Origin of the sequence: Tsukamurella tyrosinosolvens (genome assembly GCF_900104775.1) — a bacterium.
Taxonomy (GTDB): Bacteria; Actinomycetota; Actinomycetes; order Mycobacteriales; family Mycobacteriaceae; genus Tsukamurella; species Tsukamurella tyrosinosolvens.
The window spans coordinates 2,600,372-2,616,516 of sequence record NZ_FNSA01000003.1 but is presented as its reverse complement, the minus strand read 5'-3'; the positions used below and the strand labels follow the sequence as shown (position 1 = coordinate 2,616,516).

The 16,145-nt window shown below is 68.7% G+C and carries 25 protein-coding genes; 16 read left to right on the top strand and 9 right to left on the bottom strand.

The genetic code is table 11. The annotated features are described in order from the left end of the window. The first annotated feature begins 233 nt into the window (after nt 1-233). From BLW32_RS14280 to BLW32_RS14205, 16 genes are all read left to right on the top strand, one after another. The gene (locus BLW32_RS14280) at nt 234-479 is read left to right on the top strand and encodes a hypothetical protein (protein WP_068741707.1); all 246 of its coding nucleotides are present in this window, start codon (nt 234-236) and stop codon (nt 477-479) included. A 30-nt stretch (nt 480-509) separates the two neighbouring features. Further along, entirely contained in the window at nt 510-785 is a 276-nt protein-coding gene (locus BLW32_RS14275; RefSeq protein WP_068741708.1) for a hypothetical protein, read from the top strand. Between the two features lie 28 nt (nt 786-813). Continuing rightward, the gene (locus BLW32_RS14270; RefSeq protein WP_068741709.1) at nt 814-1,194 is read left to right on the top strand and encodes a hypothetical protein; all 381 of its coding nucleotides are present in this window, start codon (nt 814-816) and stop codon (nt 1,192-1,194) included. Further along, the gene (locus BLW32_RS14265; protein ID WP_139286170.1) at nt 1,191-1,607 is read left to right on the top strand and encodes a hypothetical protein; all 417 of its coding nucleotides are present in this window, start codon (nt 1,191-1,193) and stop codon (nt 1,605-1,607) included. The genes BLW32_RS14270 and BLW32_RS14265 overlap by 4 nt, the downstream gene beginning before the upstream one ends. Further along, nucleotides 1,607-2,068 (top strand): SLOG family protein, encoded by a 462-nt coding sequence (locus tag BLW32_RS14260; RefSeq protein ID WP_082791410.1) that lies wholly within the window; start codon nt 1,607-1,609, stop codon nt 2,066-2,068. Before BLW32_RS14265 ends, BLW32_RS14260 begins: the two co-directional genes overlap by 1 nt. 15 nt (nt 2,069-2,083) lie before the next feature. Continuing rightward, nucleotides 2,084-2,695 carry a hypothetical protein gene (locus BLW32_RS14255; RefSeq protein ID WP_068741711.1) on the top strand — a complete coding sequence of 204 codons (612 nt, stop codon included), beginning with the start codon at nt 2,084-2,086 and terminating at the stop codon, nt 2,693-2,695. Then, nucleotides 2,692-3,135, top strand: a complete 444-nt coding sequence (locus BLW32_RS14250) for a hypothetical protein (protein ID WP_068741712.1) — start codon at nt 2,692-2,694, stop codon at nt 3,133-3,135. Before BLW32_RS14255 ends, BLW32_RS14250 begins: the two co-directional genes overlap by 4 nt. Nucleotides 3,136-3,167: 32 nt before the next feature. Beyond that, the gene (locus BLW32_RS14245; protein WP_068741713.1) at nt 3,168-3,428 is read left to right on the top strand and encodes a hypothetical protein; all 261 of its coding nucleotides are present in this window, start codon (nt 3,168-3,170) and stop codon (nt 3,426-3,428) included. Further along, entirely contained in the window at nt 3,428-3,598 is a 171-nt protein-coding gene (locus BLW32_RS27585; protein WP_156486406.1) for a hypothetical protein, read from the top strand. The genes BLW32_RS14245 and BLW32_RS27585 overlap by 1 nt, the downstream gene beginning before the upstream one ends. Beyond that, nucleotides 3,598-3,846 (top strand): hypothetical protein, encoded by a 249-nt coding sequence (locus BLW32_RS14240; protein WP_068741714.1) that lies wholly within the window; start codon nt 3,598-3,600, stop codon nt 3,844-3,846. The genes BLW32_RS27585 and BLW32_RS14240 overlap by 1 nt, the downstream gene beginning before the upstream one ends. Continuing rightward, nucleotides 3,843-4,778, top strand: a complete 936-nt coding sequence (locus BLW32_RS14235) for a DNA adenine methylase (protein ID WP_139286169.1) — start codon at nt 3,843-3,845, stop codon at nt 4,776-4,778. Before BLW32_RS14240 ends, BLW32_RS14235 begins: the two co-directional genes overlap by 4 nt. A gap of 31 nt (nt 4,779-4,809) precedes the next feature. Further along, nucleotides 4,810-5,346 carry a hypothetical protein gene (locus BLW32_RS14230; protein ID WP_068741716.1) on the top strand — a complete coding sequence of 179 codons (537 nt, stop codon included), beginning with the start codon at nt 4,810-4,812 and terminating at the stop codon, nt 5,344-5,346. Beyond that, on the top strand, nt 5,343-6,317 hold the full coding sequence (locus BLW32_RS14225) for a hypothetical protein (RefSeq protein WP_068741717.1): 975 nt from the start codon (nt 5,343-5,345) through the stop codon (nt 6,315-6,317). The genes BLW32_RS14230 and BLW32_RS14225 overlap by 4 nt, the downstream gene beginning before the upstream one ends. Before the next feature lie 200 nt (nt 6,318-6,517). Next, nucleotides 6,518-7,528, top strand: coding sequence for a hypothetical protein (locus tag BLW32_RS14215; protein ID WP_068741718.1), 1,011 nt, complete (start codon nt 6,518-6,520; stop codon nt 7,526-7,528). 61 nt (nt 7,529-7,589) lie between these two features. Beyond that, a complete protein-coding gene (locus BLW32_RS14210; RefSeq protein ID WP_068741719.1) occupies nt 7,590-8,885 on the top strand; it encodes a hypothetical protein in 1,296 nt (431 codons plus the stop codon). Next, nucleotides 8,882-9,907, top strand: a complete 1,026-nt coding sequence (locus BLW32_RS14205) for an asparagine synthase-related protein (RefSeq protein WP_068741720.1) — start codon at nt 8,882-8,884, stop codon at nt 9,905-9,907. The genes BLW32_RS14210 and BLW32_RS14205 overlap by 4 nt, the downstream gene beginning before the upstream one ends. A gap of 247 nt (nt 9,908-10,154) precedes the next feature. Here BLW32_RS14205 and BLW32_RS14200 read toward each other — a convergent pair whose 3' ends face one another. The 9 genes from BLW32_RS14200 to BLW32_RS14155 all read right to left on the bottom strand — a co-directional run bounded on the left by BLW32_RS14200 (nt 10,155) and on the right by BLW32_RS14155 (nt 16,143). After that, nucleotides 10,155-10,484, bottom strand: a complete 330-nt coding sequence (locus BLW32_RS14200; RefSeq protein ID WP_068741721.1) for a hypothetical protein — start codon at nt 10,482-10,484, stop codon at nt 10,155-10,157. Nucleotides 10,485-10,619: 135 nt separating this feature from the next. Further along, the gene (locus BLW32_RS14195; RefSeq protein WP_068741722.1) at nt 10,620-11,243 is read right to left on the bottom strand and encodes a 5' nucleotidase, NT5C type; all 624 of its coding nucleotides are present in this window, start codon (nt 11,241-11,243) and stop codon (nt 10,620-10,622) included. Nucleotides 11,244-11,511: 268 nt separating this feature from the next. Next, on the bottom strand, nt 11,512-11,874 hold the full coding sequence (locus BLW32_RS14185; protein ID WP_068741724.1) for a hypothetical protein: 363 nt from the start codon (nt 11,872-11,874) through the stop codon (nt 11,512-11,514). Next, a complete protein-coding gene (locus BLW32_RS14180; protein ID WP_068741725.1) occupies nt 11,871-12,725 on the bottom strand; it encodes a hypothetical protein in 855 nt (284 codons plus the stop codon). Before BLW32_RS14180 ends, BLW32_RS14185 begins: the two co-directional genes overlap by 4 nt. A 66-nt stretch (nt 12,726-12,791) precedes the next feature. Then, nucleotides 12,792-13,205 (bottom strand): hypothetical protein, encoded by a 414-nt coding sequence (locus BLW32_RS14175; protein WP_139286167.1) that lies wholly within the window; start codon nt 13,203-13,205, stop codon nt 12,792-12,794. Then, nucleotides 13,202-13,672, bottom strand: coding sequence for a hypothetical protein (locus tag BLW32_RS14170; RefSeq protein ID WP_139286166.1), 471 nt, complete (start codon nt 13,670-13,672; stop codon nt 13,202-13,204). Before BLW32_RS14170 ends, BLW32_RS14175 begins: the two co-directional genes overlap by 4 nt. Continuing rightward, nucleotides 13,669-14,832, bottom strand: coding sequence for a hypothetical protein (locus BLW32_RS14165; RefSeq protein WP_068741728.1), 1,164 nt, complete (start codon nt 14,830-14,832; stop codon nt 13,669-13,671). The genes BLW32_RS14170 and BLW32_RS14165 overlap by 4 nt, the downstream gene beginning before the upstream one ends. A gap of 70 nt (nt 14,833-14,902) precedes the next feature. Then, nucleotides 14,903-15,793 carry a hypothetical protein gene (locus BLW32_RS14160; protein ID WP_139286165.1) on the bottom strand — a complete coding sequence of 297 codons (891 nt, stop codon included), beginning with the start codon at nt 15,791-15,793 and terminating at the stop codon, nt 14,903-14,905. Further along, on the bottom strand, nt 15,790-16,143 hold the full coding sequence (locus BLW32_RS14155) for a hypothetical protein (RefSeq protein WP_068741730.1): 354 nt from the start codon (nt 16,141-16,143) through the stop codon (nt 15,790-15,792). Before BLW32_RS14155 ends, BLW32_RS14160 begins: the two co-directional genes overlap by 4 nt. Between the last annotated feature and the right edge of the window lie 2 nt (nt 16,144-16,145).

Below are 16,145 nucleotides of genomic sequence, written 5' to 3'. Positions count from 1 at the left end.
GACGCGGTGGCTGCGGAGATCCTGCAGCACCGCGCGGAGCTCCTCGAGGCGGCCGGCTACATCACCGAAGCGCGTCGCCTCCGCGGGCGCGCAGCCGCGCTGGACGGCGTCGATCAGCTGTAGGACCGGCGCCGACACGCCCGAGCGTCTTGGAGGCCCTTGTGCGCCTGGGCGATTCTCGCCTATCTCTAAAATAGAGAGTTTGTTATAGCCGCCCTACCGAGGAGAACGCCATGAGGACGACACCCAACACCGCACATGCACTCGCCCGCGCCGCGCACGACGCCGAGCTGCCCGCGGACCTCCTCGGCACCGCGCTCATTCTCCTGAGCGCACTCGGAGGGGTGTTCCTCACCCCGGCGCTGTATCCGCTCTTCCCGCTCGCCCTGGTCCTGCCGGTAGTGGTTCGGCTCATCGGTGGCGCGGCTCGCGGTGCCGACCTTGCGGACCCGCGCGCTCTCCGCGAGATCGCCGCCTGAGACCGAACTCGACCACAGGAGCTCTGCAGCATGACCTTTCCGACATCGGTGCTTCGCCGCATGGCCCTCGCGGGCGCACTCACGGTCGGCGTGGGCGGCACGGCCACTTCCGCGATCCCCGGAATGGAGCACTGGCCCCCGAGCGCCGTCGCGATCATCGTCGCCGTGACCGCTTTCGCCGGCCTGCTCCGCAAGGTGCTCACCGTCGTGCTCGTCGCCGTCGGTCTCACGATCGCAGCTCTACTGCTCGACGCCGCGACCGGCGGCTCGGTGCAGGACCTGCTCTCCGGCTGGATCAGCCGGTAGAGCCTTCCGCCCAAGGAGGACCAACCACATGACCACGAACGCACACCCGTCGATGTTCACCGCTACGGAGAAGTTCCGCAGCACGGCGATCGTCGCCGGCTACTCGATTCCCGCCCTCGTCCGCATGACGGCACGCGAACAGGCCACGCTCGCGTTGAGCCAGGTCCACAGCGACGCGGACGGGCACCTCTACCGCGCATGGCGCCGCATCGGAAGCGCGATCCAGATCGCCCAGTACATTCCCGCCGTCCTGCTCTTCCTCGTCTTCCTGGCGTCGCCGAACTTCATCGTGCTCGCGGCGCTCCTGGGCGCGATCGCACTCGAGACCGCGGTCCAGCGCGTCCGCCTGCGAGCCATCCGCCGCACCCTGGCCATGCGCGCCCACCCGGCGGGGAAGGGGCGGTCATGACGACAGCAGCGCACGACGCAGAGCTCGGAGACATGGGCCGGGGGATCCCCGACGAGTTCACCGGGAAGGACATGCTGGTGCGCGTCCATGGAGCAGCCGACCGCGTGTCGTCCACGTATGGCACGGCGACCTCGGTCCGTATCGACCTGCTGGTCTTCGACGAAAACGGGCCTTCCGAGCACCGCAACATCTGCGAGAAGCGCAGATACGTCGCCGGGCCCCTGGCAGAGCGGTACCGTCTCGGCCTGCCGTACCTCGCCTGCAGATACACCGTCAAGCCGACCAAGGCCGGCTCTCTCGCCGGGATCGTGGAGGCGCTGCCCCAGGAGACCTACGCCGAGCGTGAGGTCGTAGCCTCACTTCGTCGAGCGGCGATCTCCTTTGGCTGGGACCTCGCGAACGGCCAGACCTGATGCGCATCCTCATCACCGGATCCAGATTCTGGTCCGACCGAGCCGCGGTCGAGACCGCGCTCCGCTACGTCGCGGCGGGACTGGTCCCGGAGGCAGTCACCGTGGTGCATGGGGCGTGCCCATACGGAGGCGCCGACACGATCGCCGGCGACATCGCCGCCCGATGGGGCTGCGCCGTCGACGAGCACCCGGCCGACTGGGACATGTTCGGCAAGGCTGCGGGCCCGATCCGCAACCAGGAGATGGTCGACCTCGGCGCCGACGTCTGCCTGGCGTTCCCCGAGACCGGCTCCCGGGGGACCTGGGACTGCGTCCGCCGCGCCGAGAACGCAGGAATTCCTGTCGGGGTCGACTACACCGCCATCCCGGTGCCGACGAACGCCGTCCGGCTCGCGCGTGACGTCGCCACCGGAAACCTGGTCCAGATCCCCTGGACTCCACTGCAGACCAACCACACCTAGAACGAGGAGAACCCCATGAACACCTGGAAGAAGTACGGCGCCGCCGGCGCGGTGGTGCTCGTCGCGCTGGCCCTCGCCTCGTGCGAGAACAACGCGGCGAGCAACAGTGAGCAGTACAAGAAGGTGGAGGAGAGCGCCGGCAAGCGGCAGGCCTACCAGCCCCGCAACGACGTCGAGTTCAACAACTACAACGAGGCGCAGAAGCTCTACGACGAGCCGAACACGATCCAGTGGTGCACCGCCACCTGGAGCAACGGCAGCGCACCGCTGTTCACCGTTCCCATCAAGGGCAAGCTGACCAGTTCGTCGGTCTCGTACTACCCGTCACAGGAGCTCTCGAACTCCGATGGCCGCACCTACAACCCCGAGCTCCGGTCGGTCGACGGGATGTACCACGGGAACCCGCCCGCCTACCGGTACGGCTTTACGCCTGGCGGCGTCTACGTCGACTTCTCCGGCATGGAGGTCATGTGCTCCACGCAGCCGATGAAGTTCCAGCGTCAGGACACCAAGATCACCTACGAGCCGGACCCGCAGCTCGCCGACGCCCAGCGCCGCGCGCAGGAAGCGCTCAAGGCGGGCAACCCCGACGAGGCGCAGCGGATCCTGCAGGAGGCCTTGAAGTGAGCTACGACGACGAGCCCTCGTTCGGCAAGGCGATCATCATCGGCATTGGCGTGTTCGTCGCGGCTGCCCTCCTGTTCGGCGTCATCAGCTGGAGCGCCGGGTGGTTCGGCAAAGCCGGCGAGGTCACGGGCGCCGACAACGTCGAGAAGCAGCACACCCAGGTCATCGAGACCTTCAACTCGGTGCAGGCCGCGGCGAACAACGCTTGCGCTGCTGGTAAGGCCTCCAAGGAGGCCGGCGACCCGGTCATGCTCGAGCGCCCCGAAGTCGCGTACGGCGCCACGGTGCGGTCACAGGTCGCCGACTACAACCGCCGGCAGGCGAACATCTTCGAGTCGAAGCTCGTCGGCCCGGCCGGGTACCCCCGCGAGCTCCCGACCCCCGCCGCCGACGAGAACTGGTGCGGCTACGCGGCCAAGGTCACCGCGTCGAAGAACTAGGCGACCACCCGGCGCTCGCGAAAGGAGAACCCATGCGTGAGAAGCTGTACGGCACTTCGCCTGAGGACGGCCACCGCGCCGACTCCGGATACCGAATCACCGAGCGAGCGCCAGGCACCTGGCGCTGGGTCTGGACGGAGCCCGACGAGGAGGACGAGGTGAGCGATCCGTACGCCAGCGCATCGGAAGCCTTCGCCGCAGCCGCCGCCGACTGGGACTCCAGCGGAGAGGGAGGCAAGCTCAGCGCCACCCTGCGCGCCCAGGCGACGCGGCTTCGGAACAACGGCCGCTGATGGCCCGGTGGAAGAACCACGACCGCATCGTGACCGATGGAAGGGCGGGGAGGGTGATCGACGCCAGTGAGCAAGAGTCGATGGCGATGCTCTTCATCGAGTTCGACGACCACCCCGGCAGAGGCGAGTACGTGAACAAGTACTCCGTGACGCGAGAGCAGGGGACGTGATGTATCGCTTGCGATTCGTCGGTGACGACGTCACCGCGCTCACCGGCTTCCTGTGTCACCTTCCTGATGACGTGTTCACGGGCCAGTACGGGAACACCGCCATCGAATCCGAGGCCGCGACCTTCGCGAGCGAGGACGACGTCCAGGTCGCACTCGGGACCGTGCGCCGGCTGTTCGATCCCGATCAGGAGTTCGTTCTCGAGGTGGCGTGCGCGGGTGGCTGGACTCCGCTGGAGGTTCTCTCGTGACCGACGCTCCGCGGTGGATCAGCCCACTCAGGTACCCGGGCGGGAAGGCTCGCATGGCCGGCGCGTTGACCGGGATCTGGCACAGCCAGTTCACATTCCTCGACCTCGCCATTTGGGTCGAGCCTTTCGCCGGCGGCGCCGGAGCCGGGCTGCATCTGCTCGAGACGAACGTCATCGAGGAGCTGTGGCTCGTCGAGAAGAACCCGGCTCTGGCGGCCTTCTGGAGGATGGCGGCCCACCGGGGAGACGAACTCGCTGCGGCGGTACGCGCTCTTGAGCCCGACATGGCGCAGTGGCACCGTGCCCGAGAGATCGTCGCCGCCGCGTACGAGCAGGAGTCGATCGACGACGCGTCCGTGGCGCTGGCGGCGCTGGTACTCAACCGGTGCTCGCGGTCGGGGATGGTCAACCCGCGGGTCGGGCCGATCGGCGGGAAGAACCAGACCGGTCGGTGGACGATTCGCGCCCGGTGGAACGCGGACGGCATCGCCGAGCGGATAGAGCGCGTGTACCGCCGGAGCGACCAGATCCGGGTCGACGAGGGGGACGCGATCACGCGAATCCAAGAGCTCGACGGAAGTGTGGGCATCGAGGACGAGGTGATGCTGTTCGTCGACCCGCCGTATCTGGTCCAGGGCAACGGCTTGTACGCCAACGGCATGTCCGAGCAGGATCATCGCGACCTCGCGGCGGCTCTCACGGGCTCCGCTGCGCACTGGATCCTCACCTACGACGCCGACGACCGCGTGCCGGCTCTCTATCCGGCGCACCGAGTCCTGGCCTACGAGATTCCGAACACCGCGAACAGGCAACGGATCGCCGAGGAGTACGCGGTGTTCTCACCCTTCCTCGACGTCCAAGAAGACCTGCATCTGTTGCCCAAGGGGTCATCCCGCTGGGTCCAGCGCATCAACGAGCCGGCGGCCGCGTAGCGGCGATCTGAAGCAGAAGGAGACGATGAGCATGAGCCGACCGAACACCGAAGCGGCACCACTGACGTGGTATCAGCGCGCCGACGACGTCATCGCCGCCGTCGAGGAGATGCGCGAGCGACCGTGGTCCGGCGAAGAGGAGCGCACCGAGACACAGCTGGTGCGCTACATCGCCCCGAGGCTGCAGGCGGACGAGATTCCGGGACTGCGCTTCTCGACCTTCAGGAACGGGCGCGAGTACGGCGCGATCTACGCCTCCGGTGAGCACCTGTTCACCGTTTTCGTGCACCGTTCCAGCGGGGAGACGCTCTTCAACGGCCGCCGGATCGCCGACGCCCACGCCGACGCGGACGAGGAGTCGGCACTCTCGCCGTACCACCCGTGGATCGCCGACCGCGGCCGGCTGGGCATCGGCGGATGGCAGCGCCCGGACTTCGAGGCCTTCTACTTGCTGATCAGCGATCTGCTGTACGAGGCGAACGGCGCCGCGCCCGGTGCCGACACCCTCGACATGCTCGAGCATGTCTTCTGGCCAGTCCTCGAGGACGAGATCTGGTGGGACCGATGAGCCAGGAGTCGACGGACCGTGTACTCGCTGCGATCGACGTCGCGATGGAGGAGCAATCGATTGACGATCTGGTCGACTGGCAGCTGTCGAAGCACGATGAGCGCTCCGGATACGACTGGAACGTGAACCAGCCGACGTGCGGGCACTGCGGCCGGGACGAGCACCACCTCGCGATCACCGAGCGGATCGAGCGGATGCGCCTGCGAGGCGAATTCGAGCCCGACTACACCTACGCGGAAGATGATTCGGCGATTCTGTGCCCCGGCTCATTCGTTCCCGGTCCCGCAGGGTTCCGGCGCGCGCATCACACGTCGTTCTCTCCGATCTTCATCGGGCTGCGGCTCGACGATGGCGCCCCCGCCGGCTATGACCCCTTCGCGCTGACGAGCGAAGTGATCGATCAGGCGCTGACCGTTAACGGGATCCCGAACGATCCCGCCTTGCGCGGGCAGTGGCAGCAGCTCCTGTCCGGCATCATCGACGAGTTCATCGAGTTCATGCACCGTAGTCGCGGGTCGATGATCATGGACGACGCGTGGGAGCTGGTCTCGCGCTTCGACGCCGACAGCCGCCGTGGCTCGCGGGGGCTGTACCAGCAGGCTCCAGCCGCGCCTCGGCCCGCGGACAACTTCCGCGTGACGCTCTTCGGCAGAGGGGGTATCGCTGTTCGGCTGCCGAGGTGTTGTGCGAGCGAGCCGGTTCCCGCCAGCGAAGGCTTCGCGTTCACCCTGGCTGCGGTCGACGAGGGAGCCGGGTTCGGCGCAGCGTCTGCGCTCGCTGCCGGAGGCCGCGTGGTCATCGAGGACCGCCGCGATGCTCGACGCAGGATCGGCGGCACTCTCGACACGTGGACAGAGCACGAGGACGGCACCGCCACGATCACGGTGCGCTCCGCCCGGAGATCGCTGCCAGCTGCCCCAGCCGCGCCGGCCGATCGAACGCGCCGCGCGCACGAGAGGCCGTGGCCGTGACCGCCAGCAATGAGCACTGGCTCACTCGACAGGCGCGCATCTCAGCGCGTCGACTCGCCGAGGCCGATCCGCACCTCCTGAGCCCGGTAGGACGCGACCTGCGCGATGACGCGATCAGGTGGCTCGGCGATCGAACGAGACGCCACCTACGGCTGATCGCGGCCGACAACCCGAACACGTCGGACTGAACGGAACCTTCCATGTACACCTTGACCTTCGGCGCAGAGGCCTTCACCGCCGACGACGAGCTGTTCGCTGAGGAAGGGATTCCGGCCGCGCGGCTCGAGCTCGACTTCAACGAGTTCAACCACCGCACCGGCCACGACATACGGTCGCCGCAACGCGCGATTGTCTACGAGCAGCGGATCAACGAACACCTCGGTGCCGAGGGAGAGCCCCTCTGGCCGATGCAGGGCCCGCTCGGCGGCAACCTCACCTGCAGCCTCTGCGGTGGGAGCAGCTCGACGGTCAAGCTCCCCGGATCGCTGACCCGGGCCGATGCCGAGAAGGCACTCGAAGAGCACGGCGAGCTCACCGCTGAGTTCCGGCTCTCAACCTTCGACCACAGCGGACCAGGCCCGATTCCGGTGCAGACCGTTCTGGAGGGGCGCTGCGCCATGGCCGAACCCGGAGCCCTCGACTTCGACGTCGAGATCGACGTTCCCTCCGGTCGCCTCGGCCTGGTCGACTACATTCCGGACGAAGCCGACAGTGCCCTCGGCGACGAGCGCTTTCTCATCAACTCTGAAGCCGGCCAGCTGCAGTACGCCCAGGCCATCCATGCCACGTACGGCCTGGCCCGCATGCCGAACTACCGGTCGACGTTCCCGTGGACCCTGTCCGATGATCCCGAAGGACTCGACACCTTCGTGCTCAGCACCGCGTGGCCGGAGGAGTGGGACGACAGCCCTGACGACGCGCATGCGCGCGCCGAGATCGGCTTGCACACGTGCATCGCTGATCGGCTCGAGCCCGCCGGCTCGCGCGTGGCCGACGCTGTGTGGGCGACGATCGCCGGCGACATCACGAACTTCGAGGCCCTGCCCGGCTACTCCGATGGCGACTACGCATCTCGTCTGGTCACGCTGCCGGTGGCGCCGGGAAGGTGGAGAGTCCGCGGCCACGTGACCGGTCCAGACGAGATGGACAACGCGCGCATCCTCACCCTCACACGGATCGAGAGGCGCGATCCGAGCTCGGCGTCTTCGTAGCCGATCCGAGTGACCCGCGCCTCGGCGCGGGTCACGAGGCAGGTCGCCTTACGGTGCCCGCATGCTCTCGCACATCGTGATCGGCCGGATCTCCGCGGAGAACGTGGCCACCACCCTGTCCAGTGCCCTTGCACAGCTCACCGGCACTGGTGACCTCGCCGTCACGGTCGTAGTGGAGCGTGGCCAGAGCCTCGGGGTGACGGACCCCCGGCTGACGGTCCTGGAGGCCGATGCAGAAGCGCCGATCGCCGAGCGAGAGAACCTCGCCGCGTTCAGCCGGCCCGACGCGACCACCCTGCGGTTCCTCGAGGACGGCGACCTGCTCCTGCCGACGGCGACCGGAGACGACGTCGCCGCGCTCACCGACGCCCCGTGGTGCGCCGGGGGAGCTGCCGACAGTGGGGGATCCGTGATCAACCGCCGTGGCGCCGGCACGGTGCCCAGCCGCACCGTGCTCGAAGAGTGGGTCGCCGACACCGCCGCGCTCACCGTGCACCCGAACACCGCGGCCTACCAGTTCAAGTTCTTCGCCGCGCTCGGAGGGTTCCCGGCGGTCTCCTACGGACACCGGACTGCGTTGATGGCCCGCGCGAACGAGGTGGCCGCCGGCCACTACCGCACCAGCCAGATCCTGGTGCTGAGGCCGTACATCGAGACGCTCCGAATGCGCCCGCGCACCTTCGGCGCCGACCGCCCCCTTATCGCCCGAGCGCTACTCGAGGGGCGCGACGCCGCTTCGACGGCTGCGCCGTCGATGTCTCAGGAGCAGGTGTGGACACGCATCTCCGACGAGGCGTGGAAGACCTACACCGAGGGCACCGCCACAGAGGTGGCGCCGACCGACACCCTGTGGGAGGTGCTCACGCAGGCACGCAAGTTCCACTACCGGTTCGCGTGGGCGGCGCTGGTGCGATACGTCGACTCCGCGGAGGGTCGCTTCGATCACGACGACTACCTGCGCGCGATGTACCTGACTGCGAAGGCCGCATGGCGCGGTGACTGGACCACCGCGATCCTGTTCACGCAGGAGCACCAGGTTCCCCGGATCGTGCATCTGCTGCTCACCGCCGTCTTCGAGACCGGCACTGCCGACCCGGTGGTCCTCGAGGCTGCGGTGAACCTCACCCAGGGCATCCTCGACGCCGATTCACGGTCCGCGGTAGCTCTCTACCGCATGGTCTCGTTCAACCGCCTCCTCGGCAGGTACGAGACCGCCGAGCGGTGGCGCCGCCGTGCCCTTGACGCGATCTCCGCGCTGGACAACCCGGGCCTGTCCGACCATCTCCGCGAGCGGCTGCTGGTCGAGGCCGTCACGATCGCACCGCACCTGCCCCGCGGCGAAGAGATCCCCGCGTGACCGAGTTGCGCTGCGGATACCCGCAGGCCCCGACCGAGTTCCTCACAGAGACGGTCGACTTCACGGTGCCGACGACCTGCCGACGCGACATCACCGAACCCCAGGCCGCCGCTGAGCTGCTCCTCACCACGCTGCGGGAGCGGATAGGCTCCGTGCTCGCCGCGGCGCCTGATCAGGCGCGGGTGGTCTTGATGATGGGCGCCGGGGTCGACTCGGGAGCAGTCGCCGGCGTCCTTGCCGAGCTCGATCGGCCCTTCGACGCCGTCACCGTGGCCACGACCGCGCAACCCGACGAAGCTGTCGCAGCGTCCGCGATCTCGGCGCTCGATGGCGCCACACATCACTCGCTGCTTCTGGACACGGCCGAGGTGACCGCCCTGTCCCGCGAGGCCCTCGCGCGGCTCGGGCTCGGCGAGTTGTGGGCGGTGGCCGAGGCGATCCCGCTCCTGGCGTTGCGACGGTTCCTCGATGCGCAGAGCGGCCGGAACCCCACGAACACGGTGCTGTTGACCGGCAAGGGCGCCGACGTCCTGCTCCTCGGCGGTGCCGATGCGCCCGGTCCACTCCACGAGACGTCCACCACGGAGGCCGTCGACGCTCAGGTCCGCGGTCTGGCGATCCGAGCCTACGGCCGGGGCCTGGTCGACAACTTCGACGGGCGCCTGCTGGGCCGGTGGGCGCCTACGCTGCACCGTGCCTACCAGTCGCGCACCTTCTGGGACGCCGGCACACGGCTTGCGCCCTCGGCGATGTTCCGCACCAGCGATCCGGTGCCGGCCGGAGGCCTCCCGGCGGACAAGTACTCGCTACGCCTGGCCTGCTCGACGTTGCCGACCTCGGAGTTCGCGTGGCGGCCGAAGGACCCGCTGCAGCGTTCGTCGGGGCTGCACGCCGCTCTCCATGACGCCGCGCGTGTCTACGCCGCGGAGCTCCCGGCCGCAGGCACGTTCCGGGACCCGTACGCCGAGAGCTCCGCGGACATCTCCGCTCGCCTGTTCCTGGAGTTGCTCCTCCGGGGCTGATCAGGCCGCGCGAGTCAGACTCGGCGGTAGCCGCGGTGGTACTGCGCGGGATCGCCGCACGCTTCGCATTCGCCGTGGCTGTCGACGTCGACAGCGCGAGCGTTCGCGCAGGTGCTGCAGTTGGAGAAGTCGTGTCCGGTCGGTGGATTCACGGCTTCCCACTCCGTGATCGTCCAGCCGTCAGGAACCCCTCGGGCTTCACGCGCCGTGCCGCAGTCGTAGTGGACGGGATCTCGGCCGGCGGCGCTCACCGGAACAGGAACTCCGCCCACTCCTGGACCGGGGCGTCGTCGGCCGGGCGATCGGCCCAGGTGTCCGCGACGGCTCGGGAGATCGGCTGGGTTGTGACCGCATGGATGTAGCGGTCGGTCGGGTACGTCTGCTCGGCCTGTGCCCGGGCGAGTTCGACGTCCTGTGGATCCGCGCCGATCAGCGCGACGTGGGAAGCGTCGGCCACGTCACGCACGGCGATTACGTGGACGATCCGGAACGGTTCGGGGTCGCCGCCGTCGCGGAAGCGGTCCAGCTTCTCGTCGATGCGAACGAGGTAGTCGAGGAGGTGGTCGGTGAGTGCCATGCGCGGGAACCTAGCGGCTCGCCACCGCGTGGACAGGGTCTGGCGCAGGTCGGTGGGAGGGACGTGGCGCTCGCGCGGTCGCTACCGTTCCGCGTGTCCGCGAGCGGCCGCGGAATGGCCGAGAAGGTCAGGCCTTCAGGCTGTGCGACCGAGAATCTCGCCCTCCAGGACCAGGTCCGCGAACTCGCTCACGGTGCGCACCCTGGGACCATCCACATGCCGGTTGTACGTCGAGTCCAAGACGACCGCTGCGCGCCCCGCCCCGCGGATCTCTTCGATGTTGTGCGGGGCATCGTCGAGGTAGATGTCGCACCCCACGACGCTCTTGGTGCGGACGAAGTGCGCCTCGTCGCGCTCGATCCCATGCTCATCGAGCCACCCGAGCGTGTCCTGGATTCCGCGGAAGGCGAGCTCGTGCGGTAGCCCCTGTGGGCGCCGGCGAAGGCGACGGCCAGGGTGCCGCGCGGTGACTATGTCGACCCGGTGGCCGGCCGCGCGCATCGCCCGGATCGCCGCGGGCGCGCCGGTGTCGAGCAGGCTCAAGGTTCCCAGGCCGCCGTCCGCCAGACTTCTCATCGCCTCGGACGCGGCCTGCGCGTCCGGGAACCACCCGGGCTCGACGAGATCGTAGGTGGTCGGGCCCGCGCCGGCACCCTCCATCGGCAACCCGAGCCAGCGCCCGACGCTGGCGACGCCGCCCATGTAGTCGGCGAGGACACCGTCGATGTCGATACCGACGTGCAGGGGGACGGCGGTCATCGGGCCCCACCGTCCCATCCGATGTGGGTGCACTGCGCGAGGAATAGCCACACGGTGGCGGGTGCCAGCAAAGTCGCGGGTACCAGGATCCACAATCCAGCCAGGTCGCCGAGGACGACAATCACCGTGCCGCAGACGATCCAAAGAGGGGTGGTCGACCCCAGGATCGCTATCAAGTGCCCGGCTCGAGAGATCCGCGTGTTGTCGCGGTCGATCCAACGGCGGTACCGGTTCATCACGCGCGCGTGCGCCCGCAGCTCGAGGACGCTCACTGGTGCCGGTCCCAGGTCGAGGGAACGGTCTGGAACAACCCACGGGCACCGGGGGAGAGGCCGCTCTCCCGCGCCGCGACGCTGGCCGCCACCGCGCCCATGGCGGAGTTCCGCTGCCGGCGCAGTGTGCTCGCGGCTCCGGACAGCAGTTCGGATGCCGCCTTGATCTCGTCAGGGGCGCCGGCGGGGATCGCCGCAGCGATCCACTCGGTCGCAGCGTCGACGGCGTCCGAGGCGCACGAAGGGCAGCCCGCCCAGCCGCCGCAGCGCATCCGCACCCCGTCCGGCCGCGGGTAGACGTGACCGCATCCCTCGTTGGTGTCTCGGTGCGGGTAGTGCGGGTAGTCGATGTTGTTCATCGGGACTCCTTCAAGGTCTCGGTCGCCTTGTTGGCGTCGAGGATCAGCTGCTGGATGCGTTCCACCGGCCCAGAGCTCGGCCAGTACACGGATGTGCGGTCGAGGCGTCGTCGCGTGACCTTGACGCCTCCTCGGCTGAGGTCGAGGGAGTTGCGGCAGCGCCGAGTGAGCGCGTTGAAGAGGCGGCCGTCCGGATCGCGAAGGGTGACGTAGGCCCCGCCTCCGAGCAGGTTGCGGGAGTGGTGGGGGTTGTCAGGTGCTCCGCCGCCGCAACTGAAGAGCGTCGCGATTCCCGCGTTCCACAGAGACGCGATGAGCGGAACGATTCGGGTGTCGATGTGGACTTCGGTCCCGCTGGGCGCGGCCATGATCCGAGCCGCGTGGCGCCGCTCCGTGGACAGCGACTCCGGGTAGGCCCGCGGCGATGTGGACCACTGAGCGGCCTCGGCTACTCCGGCATGTGTCCAGTCGAGGCCGCTGACCATGCGCTGGAACAGGGGTGAGCGCCGAACCGCATCGAGATGCGCTCCGCGCGCCTGTTCCCGCCGTACCTGCGCCTCGATGACTGAGTCCGTGAGCGGCACGGTGTCGTCGGTGTACATCTGCGCGCGCGCGAGCTCCAGGAAGATCTGCCGGCGACGGAGCCGTGCGTAGCGGGCAGCGGCGCCGTCGATGAGCATCCGGGCGATGAACCTGCGGTGGTCCGGCTCCAGGTCATCGACGAGACGGGTGATGCCGTCTCGTCCCGTCCACCACACGTCCTGTCCGAGCAGGTTCGCGCCAGATGCGACTGCACGAAGGGCGAGCGAGTCCTTCTCGCCGGCCGTGGCGCCCATGATCGAAGTGCTCATCGCAACCCCTTTCGGATCTCTAAAATAGAGAGTATCAGTTCGTGTCGCTCGTGCGCGCGACTCCGGCTACGCCGCCTGCGCTGAATGCTCGCGCCGCTGCTTGCACGCGGCGGCGATGTTGGCTCGCGGGTCGAAGATGTTCCGCGAATAGCCGTTGGGCACGTAGAGCCCGAACGCGCGGATCGTCAAGCCGGCCAGCCCGTAGAGCCACCTCGACGGCTCACACTCCGCGCCGCCGGCGTATCGGCCCCAGTGGTCGAGACTGAGGCCGTGCGTCTGCACGGCGGTCGTGACTCCGGCGGACTGGAGTCGGATGGCCACCACGACGTCAGTCGGGTCCACACCCTCCGGCAGGAGGGGTGACTGTTCGCGCACCAGCTGCTCGAGCTCCTCGTCGGAGAAGCGGCGCGCGCCAGCATCGTCGATGTGCACGGACCATCGTCGCAGGGTCGCTTGCAATTCGGGATCTGGCCTGGTCATCGGGTCTCCTCCTTGGCTTCTCGGGTGGATGGGGTGCTTCTGTCAGACGCGGTGCGGAACCGGATGATCACGATGCCCGCGACCGTGAACCCGAGGCAGACAACGAACACCGGTGTCATCGGAAGCATGAGCGGAGCAACGGAGAGGGGCAGGAGCACGCCGACGGTTACCAGCGGCGCCGCCCAGTAGCGCGCGGGCGGCAACTGGCGACGACGATCGGCGCGCGCCGCCCAGAATCCAGTGGGGACCCCGTAACCGATGGCGACGGCCGCGAGGAGCTCGGCTGAAACCTGCAGCAGCAACGAGGCGCGGACGTAGTCCCAGCCGAGCGAGCCGAGCAGCATCCCCAGTGCGCCGAACATCGCCACCGTGGTCAGCGCGTATGCGAGCGGGGTGTTGAGCACACGGATGATCCTCGGTGCAGCTGGCAGAGCGGGGGATTCGGTCGCCGGATCGGGGATCGTCATGCGGACACTCCCACGGGCAGGGCCTTTTGGGCTGGCATCTCGATCTCACGGCGTCTGGTGTCGATGGTGCGGATCCGCGAGGTGATGGCCTCGCGCTCGGCGATCGTCGAGGTCTCGCGCAGACTCGCGAGGATCGCGGCGGCCTTGTCGATCGCCAATTCGCGCTCCCGGGCCGAGGCGTCCTCGCTGGCGACGCGTGCGAGCAACCTGCGCACCCGGTCGACCTTGGAGCTGACGTCGTCGTGGTCTGGAGACCCAGCGGCGGGCTCGGGCTCGCCGGCCCGCAGAGGATCGCGTGTGTGCAGCGCGGTGCTGAAGAACGCCTTGGCGCGCGCGAACTTGCGACTGTTGATGACGCGTGCGCGCGCGGGTTCAGCCGCAGCCGGCGGTGTGAGGCTGCGCTTGAGTGCGTGCGTCGACGCCGCCTCCCACGCCGTACGGGCTGCCCGAGCCGCGTCGAGCGCGGCCTGCACCGTCTCGCCGTCCCGTCGCCCGGCCCTCACGAAGGCATCCTGCATCGCCTCCTGGGCGGTGTAGAAGCACGCCGTGACCGGATCAGTCGTGTCGGCGAGCAACGGGCGCTTGAGGATGACGTCCTCGAGGTCCATCTCGAAGGCGGTGTACTTCGCGTCGAGGTCGTTGCGGATGGTGAGCGCCTCGGCGTACAACTCGTTCAACGCCGCACGCTCCGCCCTACGCGCGCGGTATCCGCGGTGGAGCGCACGACCGGCGAAGAACGCCACGGTGACAGCGACGATCACCGCGGTCACGATTCCGAGCACCACCCCGACGGCGGTGTAGTCGGCCGGCTCCGTGGCCTGAGCCGACTGCGGGCCTTGGACCATGCCGTCAACGACCGCCTGCGGGTAGTCAGCCGCGGGAGTCTGGGGCGGCGCGGGTGTACCTGATGCCGTGTCCGCGGGTGAGTCATCGATCCCGAGCATGTCCGGGATCTCCCCGGGGGCTGTCCCAGCGGCGTAAGCGAGACCGCCGATCATGCCGATGAACAGGAGACCGGTAATGGCGGCATGCAGGGCATTCTTCGCGCGTTGAGGGCCGCCCGCCACGTATGCCCTGAAAGCGGACCAAGAGGCAACACCAGCCACGAGGAGCGCCGTCGCTGCTAGCACCCACTGAACGAGGATCGCGTCGGAACTCATCGCGCACCCACTTCCCGCTGCTGACGCGCCTGAGCCGGAGGAGATGCGGGCAGCAGCGCGCTCCCGGGGATCACGTCGACGCTCCGCTGGGCAGGGCCTTGCGCGTGGGGGACTCGATCGCGAGGCGCCGCTTCTCGACAGCCTCGAACTGCTCGGCGATGCGGGCTCGCTCGTGGTCGGCGGACGTGTGGTTCAGCTTGGCGAGGATGTCGGCGGCCCTCTGGATAGACGTGTCGCGCTCGTATGCGCCGACACTGGGACTCGCCGCGCGCGTGAGGAGATCCCGTGCGCGTTCGACCCGCCGCTGGTCGAAGGTCCCGTACGACTGCGCCCCCGCCTTCACCGCGGCCGCGGAGGCGGTGTCCCAGGCGGCTCGGGCATCGCGCGAAGCGGTCAGAGCGTCGCGCACACGCTGCAGTTCCCGGCCGCGGGCCAGGACGAAGGCGTCGTCCATCGCGATTCGAGCGCGGTGAAACTTCGCGGTGAGCGGCGCGGATGTGTCGGCGAGCAGCGGGCGGTACAGCACCGTCTGGACGAGGCTCAGCTCGAAGGCGCCGTACTCGTCGAGCAGAACCTGGCGGATCGTGCGTGCCTGCCCATAGAGCTCCTCGACGGCAGCGCGCTCGGCTCGGGCGCGGCGAATCCGGCGGACGACCACTACCGCAACCCACACTGCCAGCGCGAGAACGATAGCTGCGACGACGCCCACACCGAGCGCCCACCACGGGAGCGGAGCGGACGTGTCGGTGGATCCGCTGGCAGACGGGGGCAGTGCCGCCAGCGTGGCGGGCACGGTGGGAGTTGTCGAAGCCGGCGGCGGTGAAGGCGCCGTGCTCGGCTCGTCACCGCCGATCCCCATGCTCTTCGTGATCGAGGACATCATCGACGTCAGGAAGGTCAGAGTAGCGATCAGGACGAGTCCGACCATCGCCGTACCCACAACGCGGTAGTCGCGATTCATCGAGTCAACTCCTTGTCGCGGCCCCACCGGACCGGTGTGCAGGGTGTCGCGCGCACCGGCGCCCGCCAGTACGCGAGAGTGAGAGGCTGGCCATGACCCTCCCGAGCAGCGACCCAGTGGGCGTGCCATTCGCCCTCGTTGTCGCACCCGAAACCGTCGAGGTTGCTGCAGTTCTTCACACGCGGACGGAAGTCCATCCAGACCTCGTCGAGTGCAAGCTCCCCTCCGTCCGGCGGCTCGTAGCCGTGCTCGATGAGGTCGGCGCGCAGAATGTCGCGGTCGAGGCCGTGACCGTGGTGGATCCGGTGCCACCCGTGGTCGTCGTTGACGATGTCGGCGGGGTACTTCATCT

Bases quoted from the DNA above. Each gene is read 5' to 3' on its own strand.
- BLW32_RS14230 (WP_068741716.1), top strand. From the start codon at position 4,810: ATGAGCCGACCGAACACCGAAGCGGCACCACTGACGTGGTATCAGCGC.
- BLW32_RS14165 (WP_068741728.1), bottom strand. From the start codon at position 14,832: ATGAGTTCCGACGCGATCCTCGTTCAGTGGGTGCTAGCAGCGACGGCG.
- BLW32_RS27585 (WP_156486406.1), top strand. From the start codon at position 3,428: ATGGCCCGGTGGAAGAACCACGACCGCATCGTGACCGATGGAAGGGCG.
- BLW32_RS14275 (WP_068741708.1), top strand. From the start codon at position 510: ATGACCTTTCCGACATCGGTGCTTCGCCGCATGGCCCTCGCGGGCGCA.
- BLW32_RS14170 (WP_139286166.1), bottom strand. From the start codon at position 13,672: ATGACGATCCCCGATCCGGCGACCGAATCCCCCGCTCTGCCAGCTGCA.
- BLW32_RS14245 (WP_068741713.1), top strand. From the start codon at position 3,168: ATGCGTGAGAAGCTGTACGGCACTTCGCCTGAGGACGGCCACCGCGCC.
- BLW32_RS14160 (WP_139286165.1), bottom strand. From the start codon at position 15,793: ATGAATCGCGACTACCGCGTTGTGGGTACGGCGATGGTCGGACTCGTC.
- BLW32_RS14155 (WP_068741730.1), bottom strand. From the start codon at position 16,143: ATGAAGTACCCCGCCGACATCGTCAACGACGACCACGGGTGGCACCGG.
- BLW32_RS14240 (WP_068741714.1), top strand. From the start codon at position 3,598: ATGTATCGCTTGCGATTCGTCGGTGACGACGTCACCGCGCTCACCGGC.
- BLW32_RS14265 (WP_139286170.1), top strand. From the start codon at position 1,191: ATGACGACAGCAGCGCACGACGCAGAGCTCGGAGACATGGGCCGGGGG.
- BLW32_RS14210 (WP_068741719.1), top strand. From the start codon at position 7,590: ATGCTCTCGCACATCGTGATCGGCCGGATCTCCGCGGAGAACGTGGCC.
- BLW32_RS14180 (WP_068741725.1), bottom strand. From the start codon at position 12,725: ATGAGCACTTCGATCATGGGCGCCACGGCCGGCGAGAAGGACTCGCTC.
- BLW32_RS14175 (WP_139286167.1), bottom strand. From the start codon at position 13,205: ATGACCAGGCCAGATCCCGAATTGCAAGCGACCCTGCGACGATGGTCC.
- BLW32_RS14255 (WP_068741711.1), top strand. From the start codon at position 2,084: ATGAACACCTGGAAGAAGTACGGCGCCGCCGGCGCGGTGGTGCTCGTC.
- BLW32_RS14215 (WP_068741718.1), top strand. From the start codon at position 6,518: ATGTACACCTTGACCTTCGGCGCAGAGGCCTTCACCGCCGACGACGAG.
- BLW32_RS14270 (WP_068741709.1), top strand. From the start codon at position 814: ATGACCACGAACGCACACCCGTCGATGTTCACCGCTACGGAGAAGTTC.
- BLW32_RS14200 (WP_068741721.1), bottom strand. From the start codon at position 10,484: ATGGCACTCACCGACCACCTCCTCGACTACCTCGTTCGCATCGACGAG.
- BLW32_RS14185 (WP_068741724.1), bottom strand. From the start codon at position 11,874: ATGAACAACATCGACTACCCGCACTACCCGCACCGAGACACCAACGAG.
- BLW32_RS14225 (WP_068741717.1), top strand. From the start codon at position 5,343: ATGAGCCAGGAGTCGACGGACCGTGTACTCGCTGCGATCGACGTCGCG.
- BLW32_RS14280 (WP_068741707.1), top strand. From the start codon at position 234: ATGAGGACGACACCCAACACCGCACATGCACTCGCCCGCGCCGCGCAC.
- BLW32_RS14195 (WP_068741722.1), bottom strand. From the start codon at position 11,243: ATGACCGCCGTCCCCCTGCACGTCGGTATCGACATCGACGGTGTCCTC.
- BLW32_RS14260 (WP_082791410.1), top strand. From the start codon at position 1,607: ATGCGCATCCTCATCACCGGATCCAGATTCTGGTCCGACCGAGCCGCG.